Consider the following 16,429-nt stretch of genomic DNA (forward strand, 5'->3'; position numbering starts at 1 on the left):
GGAAAGTTCCGACACTCAGCGATGAGTGCCGAGGTCGCGGATCGTCTGCTTGAGGGTCTCGAAGTCGTAGTCCGAGAGGCCGACATAATCGAGCACCAGCGGTGCGATGCTGTTCCACTCGTGATCTTCGGTCTGGTTGCCCAGCACCCGGTACGACGCGCAAATGTGCTCGGCCATCTTCAGGATCGCCAACAGGTTCTTCAACGAACTGTTGCGCGAAGTCTCATCGCTGAAGATCGCCAGGGCATTGTGGTGATTGGCGATCGCAGCGCTCACGTGCTCCGGCAGGCGCCAGGACTTGGCCGTGTAATACCCGACCACCGAGTGATTGGTATTGAACACCTGATTCTCCGTGTCCACCACCCGGCATTCGGCACTGGCATTGGCATAGGCCTGCTCCAGAACCCCCATGTAATCGGGAAAACGCTGGAGCATCAAGGGCACGCCGCAGTCGTGGAACAAACCGAGCGCGTACGCTTCATCGCCGTTTTCAACGCCGATGCGCTTGGCCAGGGTCAGGCAGGTCATTGCCACGTCCTGGGCGGTGTCCCAGAAACGGTTGAGGGTGACAATGGTGTCGTCATTCATCTCGCCCTTGATCGACTGCGCGTTGATCAGGTTGATGATCGAGCGGCTGCCCAGCAGATTCACCGCGCGCTGGATCGAAGCAATCTTGTTGCTCAGCCCGTAATACGGCGAATTGACGATCTTCAGCAGGGAACCGGAAAGGCCCGGATCCTGGGAGATCAGCTTGGCGATGACTTCCAGATCCGGGTCGGGCATGTACTGCTCCATCTGCAAATCCACCATGATTTGCGGCTGGGCCGGTACGCTGATGCCCTGCAGGGCGTGTTGGATCTGTTCGGAAGTCAGCTCTTGGGACATAAGTACACACTCTGGGTCAGGCGCAGATTCTAGCTTCTAACAGTTGGATCCGAAACCTTGTACCGCCCATCGCCTGAAGTTTCATCCGGGCCGGCCCTGCTCACCGCATGTCCATCCACCCTGCCGAGGCCTTGCGCAACAGGCTATACTCCCGCTCTTTTTTCCGGAGCGACGTCATGTCCCTGCCTAGCCTGCGCCTCAAAGCCAACGCCGACCGCCGTCTGCGCAACGGCCACTTGTGGGTCTACAGCAACGAAATCGATGTAGCCGCTACGCCTTTGCACGGTTTCAAGGCCGGCGACCAGGCGATCCTCGAAGCCGCCGGCGGCAAGCCGCTGGGCATCGTTGCCATGAGCCCGAACAACCTGATCTGCGCCCGTTTGCTGTCGCGCGACATCAAGCTGCCGCTGGACAAATCGCTGCTGGTGCATCGCCTGAACGTGGCCCTGTCACTGCGCGATCGCCTGTTCGACAAGCCGTTCTATCGCCTGGTCTACGGCGATTCCGACCTGTTGCCAGGCCTGGTGGTTGACCGTTTCGGCGACATCCTGGTGGTGCAGATCGCTTCGGCGACCATGGAAGCCCATAAGGACGACGTGATCGCGGCGCTGACCCAGGTGCTCAAGCCAAGCGGCATCCTGTTCAAGAACGACTCCGCTGCCCGTGACGCCGAAGGCCTCAACCGCTACGTCGAAACCGTGTTCGGCCTGGTGCCGGAGTGGGTTGCCCTCGAAGAGAACGGCGTGAAGTTCGAAGCCCCGGTCATCCAGGGCCAGAAAACCGGCTGGTTCTACGACCACCGCATGAACCGCGCACGCCTGGCGCCTTATGCCAAGGGCAAGCGCGTACTCGACCTCTACAGCTACATCGGCGGCTGGGGCGTTCAAGCTGCTGCATTCGGTGCCAGCGAAGTGTTCTGCGTCGACGCCTCGGCCTTCGCCCTCGACGGCGTCGAGCGCAACGCCGCGCTGAATGGCTTCGCCGAAAAAATGACCTGCATCGAAGGCGACGTATTCGAAGCCCTCAAAGAACTGAAGGCCAGCGAAGAACGCTTCGACGTGATCGTGGCCGACCCGCCGGCGTTCATCAAACGCAAGAAAGACATGAAGAACGGCGAAGGCGCCTACCGTCGCCTGAACGAGCAAGCCATGCGCCTGCTGACCAAGGACGGCATCCTGTTCAGCGCATCCTGCTCGATGCACCTGCCGGAAGACGACCTGCAGAACATCCTGCTGACCAGCGCCCGCCACCTGGATCGCAACATCCAGATGCTCGAACGCGGCGGCCAGGGTCCGGACCATCCGGTGCATCCGGCCATCCCGGAAACCCGCTACATCAAGAGCATTACCTGCCGGTTGTTGCCAAACAGCTAACAACCCAGACCACTGTAGGAGCGAGCTTGCTCGCGATGGTCGTCAACGATAACGCGGGGAACCTGATGCCCCGCGGCGTTCTCGGGTTCATCGCGAGCTCGCTCCTACAGTGCACGACACATCCTGACCCACAGTCGAAGCGGCAACCTCCCATCCCACGCCTACCGTTTCTCTTCTAACCACAGAAGAGGACAACGGAATGTCCAACACGCCGCAAGCTAATCGTTTACGTACTGGCCGCCGCTCGGAATCCGGTCGCATCTATCTCCTGACCGCAGTCACCCATGAACGGCAACCGATCTTCAATGATTTGTACGTTGGACGTTTGGTAGTGAACGAATTCAGAAGAGCTCATGAAGCTGGCAATGCCACCTCTATTGCCTGGGTGCTCATGCCGGATCACTTTCATTGGCTGGTTGAATTGCACAACGGTGATTTGCCGAAACTGATGCAAGCGGCCAAATCCAGAAGTGCTCGCGCCATCAACCAGCAAAGAGGTCGCCACGAAACGCTATGGCAAAAGGGTTACTTCGACCGAGCCTTGCGCCGCGAGGAAGACCTGAAAGCAGCTGCCCGATACATCATCGCCAACCCTTTGCGGGCAGGACTTGTGACTCGGGTTGGAGACTACCCGCTGTGGGATGCCATGTGGCTTTAATACTGTAGGAGCGAGCTCGCTCGCGATGGTGGTCAACGATAACGCGGGGAACCTGATGCCCCGTGGCGTTCTCGGGTTCATCGCGAGCTCGCTCCTACAAGGGCGGTCGCCGAACGTCTTGTGAATGCTTGCAGCCATTCCCTCCAGCCGCCAGCCGTGTAGAATCGCGAACATTCATCGCCAGTCATCCCCCGGCGGGTTTATGAGCTCAAGCTGAAGCGCGCGGCGATCCCGCAAAGTTATCGGCAACTTCCGGACACACGGCCATTTCTGAGTGTTCCAGACGTCAATAGAAGCTCACTTCCCTTTTGATACCTGATTAGCCGCCCGGAGTGCTTCATGCCTGATTACCGCTCGAAAACGTCCACCCACGGCCGCAACATGGCCGGCGCCCGCGCACTGTGGCGCGCCACCGGGATGAAAGATGACGACTTCAAGAAGCCGATCATCGCCATTGCCAACTCGTTCACCCAGTTCGTACCGGGCCACGTGCACCTCAAGGACCTGGGCCAACTGGTCGCCCGTGAAATCGAACGCGCTGGCGGTGTGGCAAAAGAATTCAACACCATCGCTGTCGATGACGGCATCGCCATGGGCCACGACGGCATGCTGTATTCGCTGCCGAGCCGCGAGATCATTGCCGACTCCGTCGAGTACATGGTCAACGCCCACTGCGCCGACGCCATCGTCTGCATCTCCAACTGCGACAAGATCACCCCCGGCATGCTGATGGCGTCCCTGCGCCTGAACATCCCGGTGATCTTCGTCTCCGGCGGCCCGATGGAAGCCGGCAAGACCAAACTGGCCAGCCACGGTCTCGACCTGGTCGACGCCATGGTGATCGCCGCCGACTCCAGCGCTTCTGACGAGAAAGTCGCTGAGTACGAGCGCAGCGCTTGCCCGACTTGCGGTTCGTGCTCCGGCATGTTCACCGCCAACTCGATGAACTGCCTGGTTGAAGCCCTGGGCCTGGCCTTGCCGGGCAACGGTTCGACCCTGGCCACCCACAGCGACCGCGAGCAGCTGTTCCTGCAGGCCGGCCGCACCATCGTCGAGCTGTGCAAGCGTTACTACGGCGAGAACGACGAATCGGTATTGCCGCGCAACATCGCCAACTTCCAGGCGTTCGAAAACGCCATGACCCTGGACATCGCCATGGGCGGTTCCACCAACACCATCCTGCACTTGCTGGCCGCCGCCCAGGAAGCCGAGATCGATTTCGACCTGCGCGACATCGACCGTCTGTCCCGTCACGTGCCGCAACTGTGCAAGGTCGCGCCGAATATCCAGAAGTACCACATGGAAGACGTGCACCGCGCTGGCGGCATCTTCAGCATCCTCGGCTCGCTGGCCCGTGGTGGTTTGCTGCACACCCAGTTGCCGACCGTGCACAGCCGCAGCATGGAAGAAGCCATCGCCAAGTGGGACATCACCCAGACCAACGACGAAGCGGTGCATCACTTCTTCAAGGCCGGTCCTGCGGGCATCCCGACGCAAACCGCGTTCAGCCAGTCGACCCGTTGGGAAACCCTGGACGACGACCGTGAAAACGGCTGCATCCGCAGTGTCGAGCACGCCTACTCGCAAGAAGGCGGCCTGGCCGTTCTCTACGGCAACATCGCCCTCGACGGTTGCGTGGTGAAAACCGCCGGCGTCGACGAGTCGATCCACGTGTTCGAAGGCAACGCGAAGATCTTCGAAAGCCAGGACAGCGCCGTACGCGGCATCCTCGCCGACGAAGTGAAGGAAGGCGACATCGTCATCATTCGCTACGAAGGCCCGAAAGGCGGCCCGGGCATGCAGGAAATGCTCTACCCGACGTCCTACCTGAAATCCAAAGGCCTGGGCAAAGCCTGCGCCCTGCTCACCGACGGTCGTTTCTCCGGTGGTACCTCGGGCCTGTCCATCGGCCACGCTTCGCCTGAAGCCGCTGCCGGCGGCGCAATCGGCCTGGTGCAGGACGGCGACAAAGTGCTGATCGACATTCCGAACCGCTCGATCAACCTGTTGGTCAGCGACGAAGAACTGGCGGCACGCCGGGTCGAGCAGGACAAGAAAGGCTGGAAACCGGTGGAAGTGCGTCCACGTAAAGTGACCACCGCGCTGAAAGCCTACGCCCTGCTGGCGACCAGCGCCGACAAGGGTGCTGTGCGTAACAAGGCGATGCTCGACGGGCTGTAAGGCTTAACCGTTGAACAAAAAATGCCCCGCCAAGTGCGGGGCATTTTTTTGGACCAATTATCAAACGATTATGTCAACCCTTGGAATTTTTGACTTTCAAACTTAAAACACTCTACATCAGGAGAATCAAAAGCAAGACTTTCTCATTCTTAGGCACGAGAGCTCCGCGCAACTTGCCACAGATAGTGAAGCGCTAACAATGTCGGCCCAAGAACTACCGCACCAAACCACATCTTGCTGCTGGGGTGGGTTAATGAATATATCAGCACAGGAAATATTACCACCAAACCTATTATTAACATTACTGATATAACCAGCCTGCGACACGGCCTGATGCCACTAGGCCAGTTGAACGACGCCAATACAAGCCCGATAGTTCCCAGCCATGCGAGTGTGCTTAGCAATATGCCAAACACGTCACCAAACATCGTAAAAAACAGACTGAGCAGAGCCAACCCAACAGCAGGCAGAACACCTCCAACCAAATATATCGCTGACCAAAGAATACGTACCACCATGTACATCTACTCCATTAAAGTAACTCGCCAAGTTAAATAATCTGACCTCATCGCACACCCCGGCCTGCGGCAATTTCAAGAATCGCCTGTTCGATGAGATGGCGATCAGAGCGCCGCAGCAACTCATCAAATTGCGTCGCGGCCTTGAGTACGAAGGGCATGCGTTGATGGATGTCGGCCAGATTGGCAAAGTAATCGCTGCTGAAACCAACTGTACGTCCGTCTTCACTGGGACGGCACTGGCTGGCCAGGGTCAATTCGACGGCTGCAGCGGCGCCGGACGGTAAGTTCGTAACATAAGAGAACTGATTGCCAAGTAGCAAAGCCACCAGATTCAGGTCACTGTACATTGCTGGCTGCAGGATGTTCTTCTGTTCATGTTCGGCAAGAAAAACAACACTTTCGACGATGTTTCCTGCATCAATGGCTTCGAAAGCTTGCAGGATTTCCTTGTAGTTATAACCAAATGTCACCTTCTTCTGCTCGATCGGCCACAGGACTTGATACTGATCATGTCTATAAATATCTTGACGAGAGCCCAAGCAAGTCCTGAGCGCCGACAATCCACGCTCTTTATAAAAAGCATGTAGCGGAAACACATCCAAAAACAGCGTGGTATTGCCCAGCGCCAGCATGTCGTGCACGAACTGGAGCTGCTTCTGCACATATGACAACGACTCTCCCTCGTTCCGCTTACCGCCAGGAAGCGGGTTGTTGCGGCGGGCTTGTTCGTATTCTTGTCGCGCTTGCTCACTTCGTTGAGCGCTCTGCTGCCGTTCACGCTCGCTTCGCTTGTCGAACAACCCGGAGAATCCTCTCCTGATCGCATCCTTCCAGCGTAAGTGCGCGTCATGTTCGGCCTGGATCTTGTCTATCGAATCAGCCGCATGCAACAACCCACACCCCACCTGCTTGGATGCGAAAGCCGCAAGTCCCGCCCATTGGAAACGCTGATCCTCCAACCACAATCGAGCGTACGCCGCATTGATCGCGCGATTACGCGCGTTTGGGTCTGCTATCAGAACGCCGCCCGGCGCCACGACGGCCTCGGCTCTCTGCTGGTATCCACGCCACAGGTTCTGGCAGATTACCCCCGGCAACTCGCTGAAAGACGGCGTCGAGGGGCTCGTGGCAGGTGCAAAACCGGAGGGGCGCGGTTCGACAATCGGTTGGCGCGCGTCCGTCGGTGTCGCGGGTTGAGCGGCGGCTCGGGCAGGTGGCGCGACGTTGCCAACGTCGATCTGTTGGCTCCTGTTGGTCTGATTGGCAATCAACTTGGGCGGTGGATCGCACTTGCACTTGCACAGGTCGCCGTCCAGTGCGGGCTTGCGTCCATCCCACTCCTCCGAAAGACGTGGGCTGACGCAAATGATGGTCCCGGTACTGTCGCATTCCGGGCATTTGACTTCATCGCCCTCGCGGGCCATGGCCTGGCCATTGATGCGGCCATGAGGAAAACCACTGACGACAGTGCCGCCGACGGTGGTTTTGGCCCCGACCGTAATGTAATAGCGCTTCATGCGAAATGTGTCCCTGTCAGATCGAAAGGACGCACGCTAGAAGAGGCGAAGCGGAGGAAGAATCAGACCCTTCTTTGATTGATGTAGGCCAATTCTGAAATGAGACCGGGTATGGTCGTCGGAGTGCTCGCGCTAACCGTCAAACATAAAAATGCCCCGCCAAGTGCGGGGCATTTTTGTTTCTGCCGGTCACCTTTCACCTGTAGGAGCGAGCCTGCTCGCGATGGACTGGAGAACGCCGCTGGGTGTCAGGCTTCCAGCGTTATCGTTGACGACCATCGCGAGCAGGCTCGCTCCTACAAGGGCAGAACTATTCCTGCGGATCGAGATTATCGAGGGCCTGGTTCACCGCCAGCTCGCCCAGCATGATGACCTGTGCAATCCCCAGCATCGTGCTGCGTTGGGAGCCTTCCAGCAGGCCGGCGAAATCGCTGGCCATGACGTTGGCCGAGGCGAGGGATTCGCAGGCGTGAGCCAACAGGGTTTCGGTGTCGAGGCCGGGTGCGATGATGAATGTTCGGCTGGGTTTGCGCGGAGGATCGGGGGTGATTTTTAGCATTGATAAAACTCCTTACACCATAAGACAAGGAGCCATCACCCTCGCTACCAAACGAAGGTGGCGGCCATGCGCAGGTTGGTAGACCGGGGTGTAAGGAAACCGGCGCGCCCGAAAGCGCCCTGTGCATGACCACCATAAAAAGCAGAGACGCAAGAACGTCTGCAAATCATGATGCTTTGCACCCTACACAGCCGGGCTACCAAACCCGATCACTGATGTTCAGTGACAGGTAGACGGTAGAGTCCGGGAGTAAGGCGCACAAGCCGGCGGATTCTGGCGTAGTCGTAGTCCCTTACGCAAGAAAGCGTAGGTTGCGACTGTCAGGAGATGGCGATCAAACAGAGGCTTTCATTGCACTGGCTGGCCTCTTCGCGAGCAGGCTCGCTCCCACAATGGATCTGCGTTGAACACTGGATTGGGGAACAACACCGATCAAACTGTAGGAGCGAGCTTGCTCGCGATGGTCGCAAGGACGCCGCGTAAAATCAGACAGCACGCGTCATCGTTAACGACCATCGCGAGCAAGCNCTGCGTTGAACACTGGATTGGGGAACAACACCGATCAAACTGTAGGAGCGAGCTTGCTCGCGATGGTCGCAAGGACGCCGCGTAAAATCAGACAGCACGCGTCATCGTTAACGACCATCGCGAGCAAGCTCGCTCCTACAGGGAATCAAAATCCTTACTGGATTTCTTCAGGCTTGACGATCACCCAGTTCTTGTCAGCAGTCACGGTGAGCCCTTCCTTGGCCTGGGCCGCAGCGTGCTTGGCCATCATGCCGTTGATCTGGGTCATGTACTTGTCTTTGCGATTGACCCACAGGTGGATGCCGCCCTTGGCCACGTCAACACTGTGGAACAGCATGTAGCCGTCGCTGCTCGGGGTGTCGCCGCCAACCAATACCGGTTTTTTCCACTCGTCGATGTAAGTCAGGATTGCCGCCTGCTTGCCGGCCATCCAGGTCGCCGGGGTCCACAGGTATGGGGTTACTTCAAGGCCGAGGTTGGCCTTCTCGTCATACTTGCCGGCGGTGATCTGCTTGCGTGCGGTGGTCAGCTCGCCTGTCTTCGGGTCCTTGAGCAGCAACGATACGCCGATCACGTTCTGCGGCTTTACGTTGTAGCCATACTTCGGATCGGCCGCGACCATGCGCACCAGTTCTTCGGAGGCGGCGGTCATTACATAGACCTCGATGCCGTTCTCCATCAGTTTGTTGTACAGCTCTTGCTGGCCGGTGAAGATTTTCGGCGGGTTGACGTCGAGCTTCTTGACCACATCGCCTTCGTAATAAGTGGCCGGCACCGGTTTGCCGGACGCCATCATCTCGTCGACGTAGCCCTTGAGTTCCTTGAGCGTAAAGCCGGAGAACACCTGGGCGACCCATGGATAGCAAACCATGTCGTCGACTTCACAGAGGCGGTAGTAGTAGCTGAACAGGCTTTCCTTGTGGTCGGCGGTGTCCTTGAACGGCATCAGCTTCAGGGAGGGATCGAGCTTGTCGCGGGTGATCAGGCCCTTGTTCTCCATGAACGGCAGCAGCGACTCTTCCAGGTCGTAGCGGTAACTGGTGTTGTCCATGTCGAACACCGCGTAGTTACCTTTGTTGGCGTTGGCCGCGATCATCGCGTCCAGTGCCTTGGCCTGATCGGCTGGCCAGTGTTTCAGATCCGTTGCGAAAACCTGGCCGGCAAGGCCCAGGCAAAGTGCTGCAGCCAGTAATTTCGGTGCGAACTTCATCGGCGTTTCTCCCTGAATGTGAAAGACATCGACGCTAACAAATAAGTGTGACAGTCCTCGTCTGTCAGCGACCGTCCGCGTCCCTTTCGCGTCAGTTGCATTTCTGACAGCGACATCCGCTTATTCCAAAAACGACGGATACCATACGTTTTTGATATTAATTCATTAGTTTTCAAGCTGTTAGGCTTGCCGGTTCGCAGCTGCCCCGGAAGGTGGCTGGCACAAGTCTCACTCGGAGTTCTCATGAATCTGCCGCTGATCCTCAATCTGCTGGTGTTCCTCGCTTTGCTCTTCGGCCTGGCGCAAACCCGCCACACCACCTGGAGCCTGGCGAAAAAAGTCCTGCTCGCGCTGGCACTGGGCGTGGCGTTCGGTGTGGCGCTGCACACGGTCTACGGTGCCGGCAACCCGGTGCTGAAAGCCTCGATCGGCTGGTTCGATCTGGTGGGCAACGGTTATGTGCAATTGCTGCAAATGATCGTGATCCCGCTGGTGTTCGCCTCGATCCTCAGTGCCGTGGCCCGTCTGCACAACGCTTCGTCGCTGGGCAAGATCAGCTTCCTGACCATCGGCACGCTGCTGTTCACCACGGCCATTGCGGCGCTGATCGGCATCGGCCTGACCAACCTGTTCGGCCTGACCGCCGAAGGCCTGGTGGCCGGCACCCAGGAAATGGCGCGCCTGCAAACCATCCAGACCGACTACGCCGGCAAGGTCGCCGACCTGAATGTGCCGCAACTGTTGCTGTCGTTCATCCCGCAAAACCCGTTCGCCGATCTGGCGCGGGCCAAGCCGACGTCGATCATCAGCGTGGTGATTTTCGCTGCGTTCCTGGGTATCGCTGCGCTGCAACTGCTCAAGGATGATGCCGAAAAAGGTCAGAAAGTGATCAACGCCATCGACACCCTGCAAGCCTGGGTGATGCGCCTGGTGCGCCTGGTGATGAAGCTGACCCCGTACGGCGTGCTGGCGCTGATGACCAAGGTGGTCGCCGGTTCCAACCTGCAAGACATCATCAAGCTCGGCAGTTTCGTGGTGGTGTCCTATATCGGCCTGGGCCTGATGTTCGTGGTGCACGGCGTGCTGGTGTCGGTTGCCGGGATCAATCCGCTGCGCTTCTTCCGCAAGATCTGGCCGGTGCTGACCTTCGCGTTCACCAGCCGCTCCAGCGCAGCGACGATTCCTTTGAGCATCGAAGCGCAAACCAGTCGCCTGGGCATCCCGCAATCCATTGCCAGCTTCGCCGCTTCGTTCGGCGCGACCATCGGCCAGAACGGCTGTGCAGGTCTGTACCCGGCGATGTTGGCGGTGATGGTGGCGCCGACCGTGGGCATCAACCCGCTGGACCCATTGTGGATCGCGACGCTGGTGGCGATTGTCACGCTGAGCTCGGCCGGCGTGGCCGGCGTGGGTGGCGGTGCGACGTTTGCCGCGCTGATCGTGCTGCCGGCGATGGGCTTGCCGGTGTCACTGGTGGCGTTGCTGATTTCGGTCGAGCCGTTGATTGATATGGGGCGTACGGCGTTGAACGTCAGTGGTTCGATGACGGCGGGGGCGATTACCAGCCAGGTGATGCAGCAGACCGACAAGGCGCTGCTGGATGCGGATGAGCATTCGGCGTTGGCGCAGGCTTAAGTGCTTTAGCGACTGAGCGGGCCTCTTCGCGAGCAAGCCCGCTCCCACATTGGATCTGTGAGCGACACAAATCCCCTGTGGGAGCGGGCTTGCTCGCGAAGCTTTCAGGCTTTTTCCCAAACTTCGAAGTTGAACGCCGGCTTGTCGCCTTCGGCCGGGTTCGGCACATTCGACACCAGTTTCCACTGGTTCAAATCAAACTCCGGAAACCACGCATCCCCTTCCGGGCTCAGCGCCACGCGGGTCAGGTACAACCGGTCAGCCTGCGCCAGGCCCTGCGCATACAACTGCGCCCCGCCAATCAGCATCAACTCATCGACGCCCTGTTCCTTCGCCCATGCTTCAGCGCGAACGATGGCGGCTTCCAGCGACGGATAAACCTCCGCACCTTCGAGCAGCAGATCCGCCTGACGGCTGACCACGATGTTCAAGCGGCCCGGCAACGGGCGACCGAGGGAATCCCAGGTCTTGCGACCCATGATGATCGGCTTGCCGAGGGTGGTGGCCTTGAAATATTTGAAGTCCCCCGGCAGGTGCCAGGGCATGCTGTTGTCGACGCCGATCACACGGTTTTCACCGAGGGCTGCGATCAGGCTGAGGGGGAGTGATTTAGTCATGTCGGCGAGGATACCAGAGCCGCGCTTTCGCCGATAAGCGCCACAGCGGTTATGCTCTCAGCTCAATGAAGCGACGGGATGCCGCGTGACTGAACTCAATACCCTCTGGCTGACAGAAACCATCCGCCTGCGCGAAGAACACGCTGGCCCCCTGGAAGACCTTGAAGCCAACCGGATGGCCCGCAGCGCCGGCGGCGATTTGCCGTCGCGCATTCAACGCCGGGCCCTGTGGCTGGCTGAACGCGATGGCCTGGCCGCAGCCCTCCAACACTGGCTGCAAGGCGCACGACTGGCGCTGATCGTATTGGCGGTGCTGGCCGTGGTCAGCGGCGCCGGCCTGGCCTTCGCGGCAATGGGTGACGGCCTGCACCCGGTGAATGTGTTCTGGGCCTTGGGCAGCCTGCTCGGGCTGAATCTGATCCTGCTGCTGAGCTGGGCGCTGGGGCTGGTGTTTGCCGGCGAACACGGCGCCAGTCTGGGGCGACTGTGGTTATGGCTGAGTGAAAAGCTCGCCCGGGACGCCAAGGCCGCACAATTGGCACCGGCCCTGCTCCTGTTGCTGCAACGCCAGAAACTCAATCGCTGGGCCATCGGCGTGCTGGTCAACAGCCTGTGGTTGCTGGCGATGCTCAGCGCCCTGGTCATTTTGCTGACGCTGATGGCGACCCGACGCTACGGCTTCGTCTGGGAGACCACTATCCTCAGTGCCGACACCTTTATCGCCGTCACCCAGGCGCTTGGCGCGCTGCCGGCCCTGCTCGGCTTCAACGTGCCGACCGAGGAGATGATCCGCGCCAGCGGCGATGCCGCACTGAACATCGAAAGTGCCCGCCAAGCGTGGGCCGCCTGGCTGGTGGGGGTACTGCTGGTCTACGGCGTTTTGCCGCGCCTGCTGCTCGCGCTGTTTTGCCTGTGGCGCTGGATGACGGGGCAAACGGCGCTGCGCCTGGATTTGAACCTGCCCGGATATGCGCAACTGCGCGAGCGCCTGATGCCCACCAGCGAACGCCTCGGCGTCAGCGATGCGGCACCGGCCCAACTGCATCGCGTGGAAAGCGGCGTCACCGAGCAGCAAAGCGACGGCGCGCTGTTGGTCGCCATCGAACTGGACGAGCAACGTCCGTGGCCACCGCAATTACCGAAGAACGTGAGCAACGCCGGCATCCTCGACAGTCGCGAATCGCGGCACAAACTCCTTGAACAACTGAGCCGCTTTCCTCCGGCACGCCTGGCCATCGCCTGCGATCCGCAACGCTCACCGGATCGCGGCAGCCTGGCCTTGATTGCCGAACTGGCCCGCAACGCCAGCGCCACCCGCGTGTGGTTGTTGCAGGCACCGCCCGGTGAAGCACTGGACGCCGAACGCCTCGGCGACTGGCACGTGGCGCTGCAACAACTGGAGCTGCCTTTTGCCGACTGTGCGCCGATGAACTGGCTGGAGACGGGCCATGACTGACACCCGCAAGCAGCCCCTGAAACTCGCCGTCGTCGGCCACACCAACGTTGGCAAGACTTCGTTGCTGCGCACCCTGACCCGCGACGTTGGCTTCGGTGAAGTGTCCCATCGCCCCAGCACCACACGGCACGTCGAGGGCGCACGGTTGTCGGTAGACGGCGAACCGCTGCTCGATCTCTACGACACCCCGGGCCTGGAAGACGCCATCGCCCTGCTCGATTACCTCGAACGCCTGGAGCGTCCTGGCGAACGCCTCGACGGCCCGGCTCGCCTGGCGCGCTTCCTTGAGGGCAGCGAAGCCCGGCAACGCTTCGAACAGGAAGCCAAGGTGCTGCGCCAGTTGCTGGCGTCGGACGCCGGGCTCTACGTGATCGACGCCCGGGAACCGGTGCTGGCCAAATATCGCGACGAACTGGAAGTGTTGGCCGGTTGCGGCAAGCCCTTGCTGCCGGTGCTGAATTTCGTCAGCAGCGCCAACCACCGCGAACCGGCCTGGCGTGAAGCGCTGGCGCGGCTGGGATTGCATGCGCTGGTGCGCTTCGACAGTGTCGCGCCGCCGGAGGATGGCGAGCGTCGACTCTATGAAAGTCTCGCCCTGCTGCTGGAAACGGCCCGGCCGCAACTCGAACGCCTGATCGCCGATCAGCAAGCCCAGCGTCTGGCTCGCCAGCAAAGCGCCGAGCGATTGATTGCCGAGTTGCTGATCGATTGCGCGGCCTGCCGGCGCAGCGTGGTCAGTGAAGCCGAGCAGGAACAACAAGCGATCAGCGAACTGCGCAAAGCCGTACGCCAGCGTGAGCAGCGTTGCGTCGAGGCCCTGCTCAAGCTCTACGCCTTCCGCCCACAGGATGCCGCGGCCAGTGATTTGCCCTTGCTGGACGGCCGTTGGGGCGATGACCTGTTCAACCCGGAAACCCTCAAGCAACTGGGCGTGCGCGTGGGTGGCGGAATCGCTGCGGGTGCTGCTGCCGGGGCCGGGGTCGACCTGCTGGTCGGCGGGATTACTCTGGGTGCGGCGGCTCTGGCGGGGGCCATCGCCGGCGGCGCGCTGCAAACCGCACGCAGTTATGGCAGCCGCCTGCTCGGCAAGATCAAGGGCCAGCGCGAACTGACGGTGGATGACAACGTGCTGCGCCTGTTGGCGCTGCGCCAGCGGCAATTGCTGCAAGCGCTGAACACCCGCGGGCATGCGGCGATGGACAGCATTCAGGTGGCCACGCCCCAGGACAAGAGCTGGCGAGAAGGCAAACTGCCTGAAGCCCTGAACAAGGCACGGGCACATCCGCAGTGGTCGTCGTTGAATCCGCATCCGAAGTTGAATCAGGCGGAGCGGCAGGAACAGGTTGAGGCCTTGGCGCAGCAGCTTTAGTGGCTTGATTGATGATGCATGCTGTCAGCGCTGGCCTCTTCGCGAGCAAGCCCGCTCCCACAGGGGATGTGCGTCGGTCACAAATCCAATGTGGGAGCGGGCTTGCTCGCGAAGGCAGCCACTCGGTGCCGAGACTTACGCAGCCAACAACCGCACCGCCTTGTCCTTCAGCACCGCCAGATCAATCACCGGCACATGCATCTCTTTCGCCAGCTCATCCCACTGGCGCATGCGCAAACTCACGGCACACAACGGGTCCTGCTCGAACGCTTCAGCCTCTTCAGCCGTCATCACCCCGCCCTGGTATTCGAGGGTCCGGCGGCTGGCTTCGCTCAAGCGTTCGTAGTACCCCGGTTCCTTGAGCGTCAGATAGCGCTTGGCTTGAACGTGGTATTCGACAAGCCGCGCCATACGTTCGCCAAAACCGGCGCGACGCAGGTAGTCGGCACCGAGACGCTCATGGCTGACCACCCCGAAGCCGCCCATGCTCTGCGCGCTCTCAGCGCAGATATGCCCGATGTCGTGGAAGAACGCCGCCAGCACCACTTCATCGTCGAAGCCTTCGGCCATGGCCAGTTCCGCCGCCTGGGACATGTGTTCGATCTGCGACACCGGCTCGCCGATGTAGTCGCTGTCGCCAAAGCGCTCGTACAAGCCGAACACCTCGGCAATCACTTGTTCATTGCGCTCCATCAGATTTCCTCCAATACGGTGGCAACGTTGCGTTCAGCCATTGCCGGCCCGACGCTCATGCCGACACCGGTGTGCATCAACGCCACGCCCAGGCCTTTTGCCGGGCGCAGGAACGAGAACGGTCCCGGCCCCCGTGAACCATAGACGCCCTGCCAGCGTTCGACCACTTGCACCTTGCAGCCCAGGGTTTGCTCGGCCAGTTCGATCATCCAGTCATCGACCTGCTCGGCATTGAAGGGCGACGGATCGCGGCCGTAATGGTGCGAATCGCCAATGATCAATTCGCCATAGGGCGTCGGGCTGATCAGCAGGTGGATGCCGTTTTCGTGCAGGTGCGGCGCGTGCCGCAGGATTTCCGCCTGCACCGCTGCAGCCTCCGGCAAGTCGGCAAAGGCGCCGTAGTGCACGCAACTCAAACCGGTGAGCAGCGCGTGTTGCAGGTTGAGGTTGATCTGCGGACGGGCGCGGAGCATTTGCAGGCGGCAGATTTGCGGATCGAGTTCGGCGATCTGCTCGGCCAGCAAGGTCTGATAATCGTGACCGGAACAGACGATGATCTGCTCGGCACTGAAGCTGCCGGCGCTGCTGTACAGGCGGCCTGGCTCGATGTCGCGGACCAGGGTGGAGAAGTGAAACTTGACCCCCAGGTCGCGGCGCAGGAAGTCGATCAGCGCCGGAATCGCTTCGCGCGAATACAGTTGCTGGTCGTCCATGCCGTGCAACGCCGCACGATGATGGCGGAACTGGCCGCCGTATAAATCGCGCAATGCGGCACCGCGCAGCAGGTCGACGCGGTAACTGTGCTTCACCGCGCGGCCATCGCAGAAGGCTTCCAGCAACTGTTCTTCCGCCTCGGTGCGGGCAAACAGGTACGAGCCGTTGCGTTTGAGTTGCAGGCCGGCGAGCTGCGCCCAGTCGCCCCAGATTCCGCGACTGGCGCGGGCCAGCTCCAGCATCGGGCCTGGCGGCTGGCCGGTGACCAGTGCCTGGCCGAAGTTGCGCACCGAAGCGCCGACTGGCGTTTCGCTGCGCTCGAAAACCGTGACCTTCAGACCGCGTTTGGCGGCGGCATACGCGTGGGACAAACCCAGGATGCCGGCGCCGACGATCAGCATGTCGTTGTGTTGTGTCATCTGGAGGTGCTCTGAATGAGAGACCGCTATCGCGGGCAAGCCCGCTCCCACAGGTTTCGAGGTGTCCACAAAATCTGCATCCACCATAGTTCCC

General features: G+C 60.4%; 13 protein-coding genes. 6 read left to right on the forward strand and 7 right to left on the reverse strand.

The window, feature by feature from the left end:
- Window positions 1–15: 15 nt before the first annotated feature.
- Window positions 16–885: an HDOD domain-containing protein gene (locus ACLD1X_RS08300; RefSeq protein WP_429366893.1), complete on the reverse strand. Its 870-nt coding sequence runs from the start codon at window positions 883–885 to the stop codon at window positions 16–18.
- A gap of 176 nt (window positions 886–1,061) precedes the next feature.
- Between ACLD1X_RS08300 and ACLD1X_RS08305 the strand changes: the two genes are divergently transcribed.
- From ACLD1X_RS08305 to ilvD, 3 genes are all read left to right on the forward strand, one after another.
- Window positions 1,062–2,258 carry a class I SAM-dependent rRNA methyltransferase gene (locus tag ACLD1X_RS08305; RefSeq protein ID WP_008065056.1) on the forward strand — a complete coding sequence of 399 codons (1,197 nt, stop codon included), beginning with the start codon at window positions 1,062–1,064 and terminating at the stop codon, window positions 2,256–2,258.
- Between the two features lie 199 nt (window positions 2,259–2,457).
- Window positions 2,458–2,916 (forward strand): REP-associated tyrosine transposase, encoded by a 459-nt coding sequence (locus tag ACLD1X_RS08310; protein WP_429366894.1) that lies wholly within the window; start codon window positions 2,458–2,460, stop codon window positions 2,914–2,916.
- A 339-nt stretch (window positions 2,917–3,255) separates the two neighbouring features.
- Window positions 3,256–5,097 (forward strand): dihydroxy-acid dehydratase, encoded by a 1,842-nt coding sequence (gene ilvD / locus ACLD1X_RS08315; RefSeq protein ID WP_008048311.1) that lies wholly within the window; start codon window positions 3,256–3,258, stop codon window positions 5,095–5,097.
- Between the two features lie 565 nt (window positions 5,098–5,662).
- On the opposite strand, the gene ACLD1X_RS08320 is transcribed toward ilvD, so the two are convergent.
- The 3 genes from ACLD1X_RS08320 to ACLD1X_RS08330 all read right to left on the reverse strand — a co-directional run bounded on the left by ACLD1X_RS08320 (window position 5,663) and on the right by ACLD1X_RS08330 (window position 9,432).
- Entirely contained in the window at window positions 5,663–7,135 is a 1,473-nt protein-coding gene (locus ACLD1X_RS08320) for a PAAR domain-containing protein (protein ID WP_429366895.1), read from the reverse strand.
- A 310-nt stretch (window positions 7,136–7,445) separates the two neighbouring features.
- Window positions 7,446–7,694 (reverse strand): DUF6124 family protein, encoded by a 249-nt coding sequence (locus ACLD1X_RS08325; protein WP_429366896.1) that lies wholly within the window; start codon window positions 7,692–7,694, stop codon window positions 7,446–7,448.
- Between the two features lie 682 nt (window positions 7,695–8,376).
- The gene (locus tag ACLD1X_RS08330) at window positions 8,377–9,432 is read right to left on the reverse strand and encodes a haloacid dehalogenase-like hydrolase (RefSeq protein ID WP_429366897.1); all 1,056 of its coding nucleotides are present in this window, start codon (window positions 9,430–9,432) and stop codon (window positions 8,377–8,379) included.
- A gap of 243 nt (window positions 9,433–9,675) precedes the next feature.
- On the opposite strand from ACLD1X_RS08330, the gene ACLD1X_RS08335 reads away from it, so the two are divergent.
- Window positions 9,676–11,067 carry an L-cystine transporter gene (locus ACLD1X_RS08335; RefSeq protein WP_429366898.1) on the forward strand — a complete coding sequence of 464 codons (1,392 nt, stop codon included), beginning with the start codon at window positions 9,676–9,678 and terminating at the stop codon, window positions 11,065–11,067.
- 104 nt (window positions 11,068–11,171) lie between these two features.
- On the opposite strand, the gene ACLD1X_RS08340 is transcribed toward ACLD1X_RS08335, so the two are convergent.
- Window positions 11,172–11,684 carry a dihydrofolate reductase gene (locus tag ACLD1X_RS08340; protein WP_429366899.1) on the reverse strand — a complete coding sequence of 171 codons (513 nt, stop codon included), beginning with the start codon at window positions 11,682–11,684 and terminating at the stop codon, window positions 11,172–11,174.
- Between the two features lie 85 nt (window positions 11,685–11,769).
- On the opposite strand from ACLD1X_RS08340, the gene ACLD1X_RS08345 reads away from it, so the two are divergent.
- Window positions 11,770–13,140 (forward strand): DUF2868 domain-containing protein, encoded by a 1,371-nt coding sequence (locus ACLD1X_RS08345; RefSeq protein ID WP_429366900.1) that lies wholly within the window; start codon window positions 11,770–11,772, stop codon window positions 13,138–13,140.
- Complete coding sequence (locus ACLD1X_RS08350) at window positions 13,133–14,509, forward strand: GTPase/DUF3482 domain-containing protein (RefSeq protein ID WP_429366901.1); 1,377 nt, start codon at window positions 13,133–13,135, stop codon at window positions 14,507–14,509. Before ACLD1X_RS08345 ends, ACLD1X_RS08350 begins: the two co-directional genes overlap by 8 nt.
- A gap of 135 nt (window positions 14,510–14,644) precedes the next feature.
- Here the strand turns inward: ACLD1X_RS08350 and ACLD1X_RS08355 are convergent, their stop codons facing one another.
- Entirely contained in the window at window positions 14,645–15,202 is a 558-nt protein-coding gene (locus ACLD1X_RS08355) for a phosphonate degradation HD-domain oxygenase (RefSeq protein WP_429366902.1), read from the reverse strand.
- The gene (locus tag ACLD1X_RS08360; protein WP_429366903.1) at window positions 15,202–16,335 is read right to left on the reverse strand and encodes a TIGR03364 family FAD-dependent oxidoreductase; all 1,134 of its coding nucleotides are present in this window, start codon (window positions 16,333–16,335) and stop codon (window positions 15,202–15,204) included. Before ACLD1X_RS08360 ends, ACLD1X_RS08355 begins: the two co-directional genes overlap by 1 nt.
- Window positions 16,336–16,429 lie beyond the last annotated feature (94 nt).

The organism is Pseudomonas sp. 18173 (assembly GCF_050432945.1).
Taxonomy (GTDB): domain Bacteria; phylum Pseudomonadota; class Gammaproteobacteria; order Pseudomonadales; family Pseudomonadaceae; genus Aquipseudomonas.

Excerpts from the sequence above, each read along its gene's own strand:
- ACLD1X_RS08355 (WP_429366902.1), bottom strand. The coding sequence starts at position 15,202 with ATGGAGCGCAATGAACAAGTGATTGCCGAGGTGTTCGGCTTGTACGAG.
- ACLD1X_RS08340 (WP_429366899.1), bottom strand. The coding sequence starts at position 11,684 with ATGACTAAATCACTCCCCCTCAGCCTGATCGCAGCCCTCGGTGAAAAC.
- ACLD1X_RS08330 (WP_429366897.1), bottom strand. The coding sequence starts at position 9,432 with ATGAAGTTCGCACCGAAATTACTGGCTGCAGCACTTTGCCTGGGCCTT.
- ACLD1X_RS08335 (WP_429366898.1), top strand. The coding sequence starts at position 9,676 with ATGAATCTGCCGCTGATCCTCAATCTGCTGGTGTTCCTCGCTTTGCTC.
- ACLD1X_RS08300 (WP_429366893.1), bottom strand. The coding sequence starts at position 885 with ATGTCCCAAGAGCTGACTTCCGAACAGATCCAACACGCCCTGCAGGGC.
- ACLD1X_RS08320 (WP_429366895.1), bottom strand. The coding sequence starts at position 7,135 with ATGAAGCGCTATTACATTACGGTCGGGGCCAAAACCACCGTCGGCGGC.
- ACLD1X_RS08310 (WP_429366894.1), top strand. The coding sequence starts at position 2,458 with ATGTCCAACACGCCGCAAGCTAATCGTTTACGTACTGGCCGCCGCTCG.
- ACLD1X_RS08305 (WP_008065056.1), top strand. The coding sequence starts at position 1,062 with ATGTCCCTGCCTAGCCTGCGCCTCAAAGCCAACGCCGACCGCCGTCTG.
- ACLD1X_RS08325 (WP_429366896.1), bottom strand. The coding sequence starts at position 7,694 with ATGCTAAAAATCACCCCCGATCCTCCGCGCAAACCCAGCCGAACATTC.
- ilvD (WP_008048311.1), top strand. The coding sequence starts at position 3,256 with ATGCCTGATTACCGCTCGAAAACGTCCACCCACGGCCGCAACATGGCC.
- ACLD1X_RS08360 (WP_429366903.1), bottom strand. The coding sequence starts at position 16,335 with ATGACACAACACAACGACATGCTGATCGTCGGCGCCGGCATCCTGGGT.
- ACLD1X_RS08350 (WP_429366901.1), top strand. The coding sequence starts at position 13,133 with ATGACTGACACCCGCAAGCAGCCCCTGAAACTCGCCGTCGTCGGCCAC.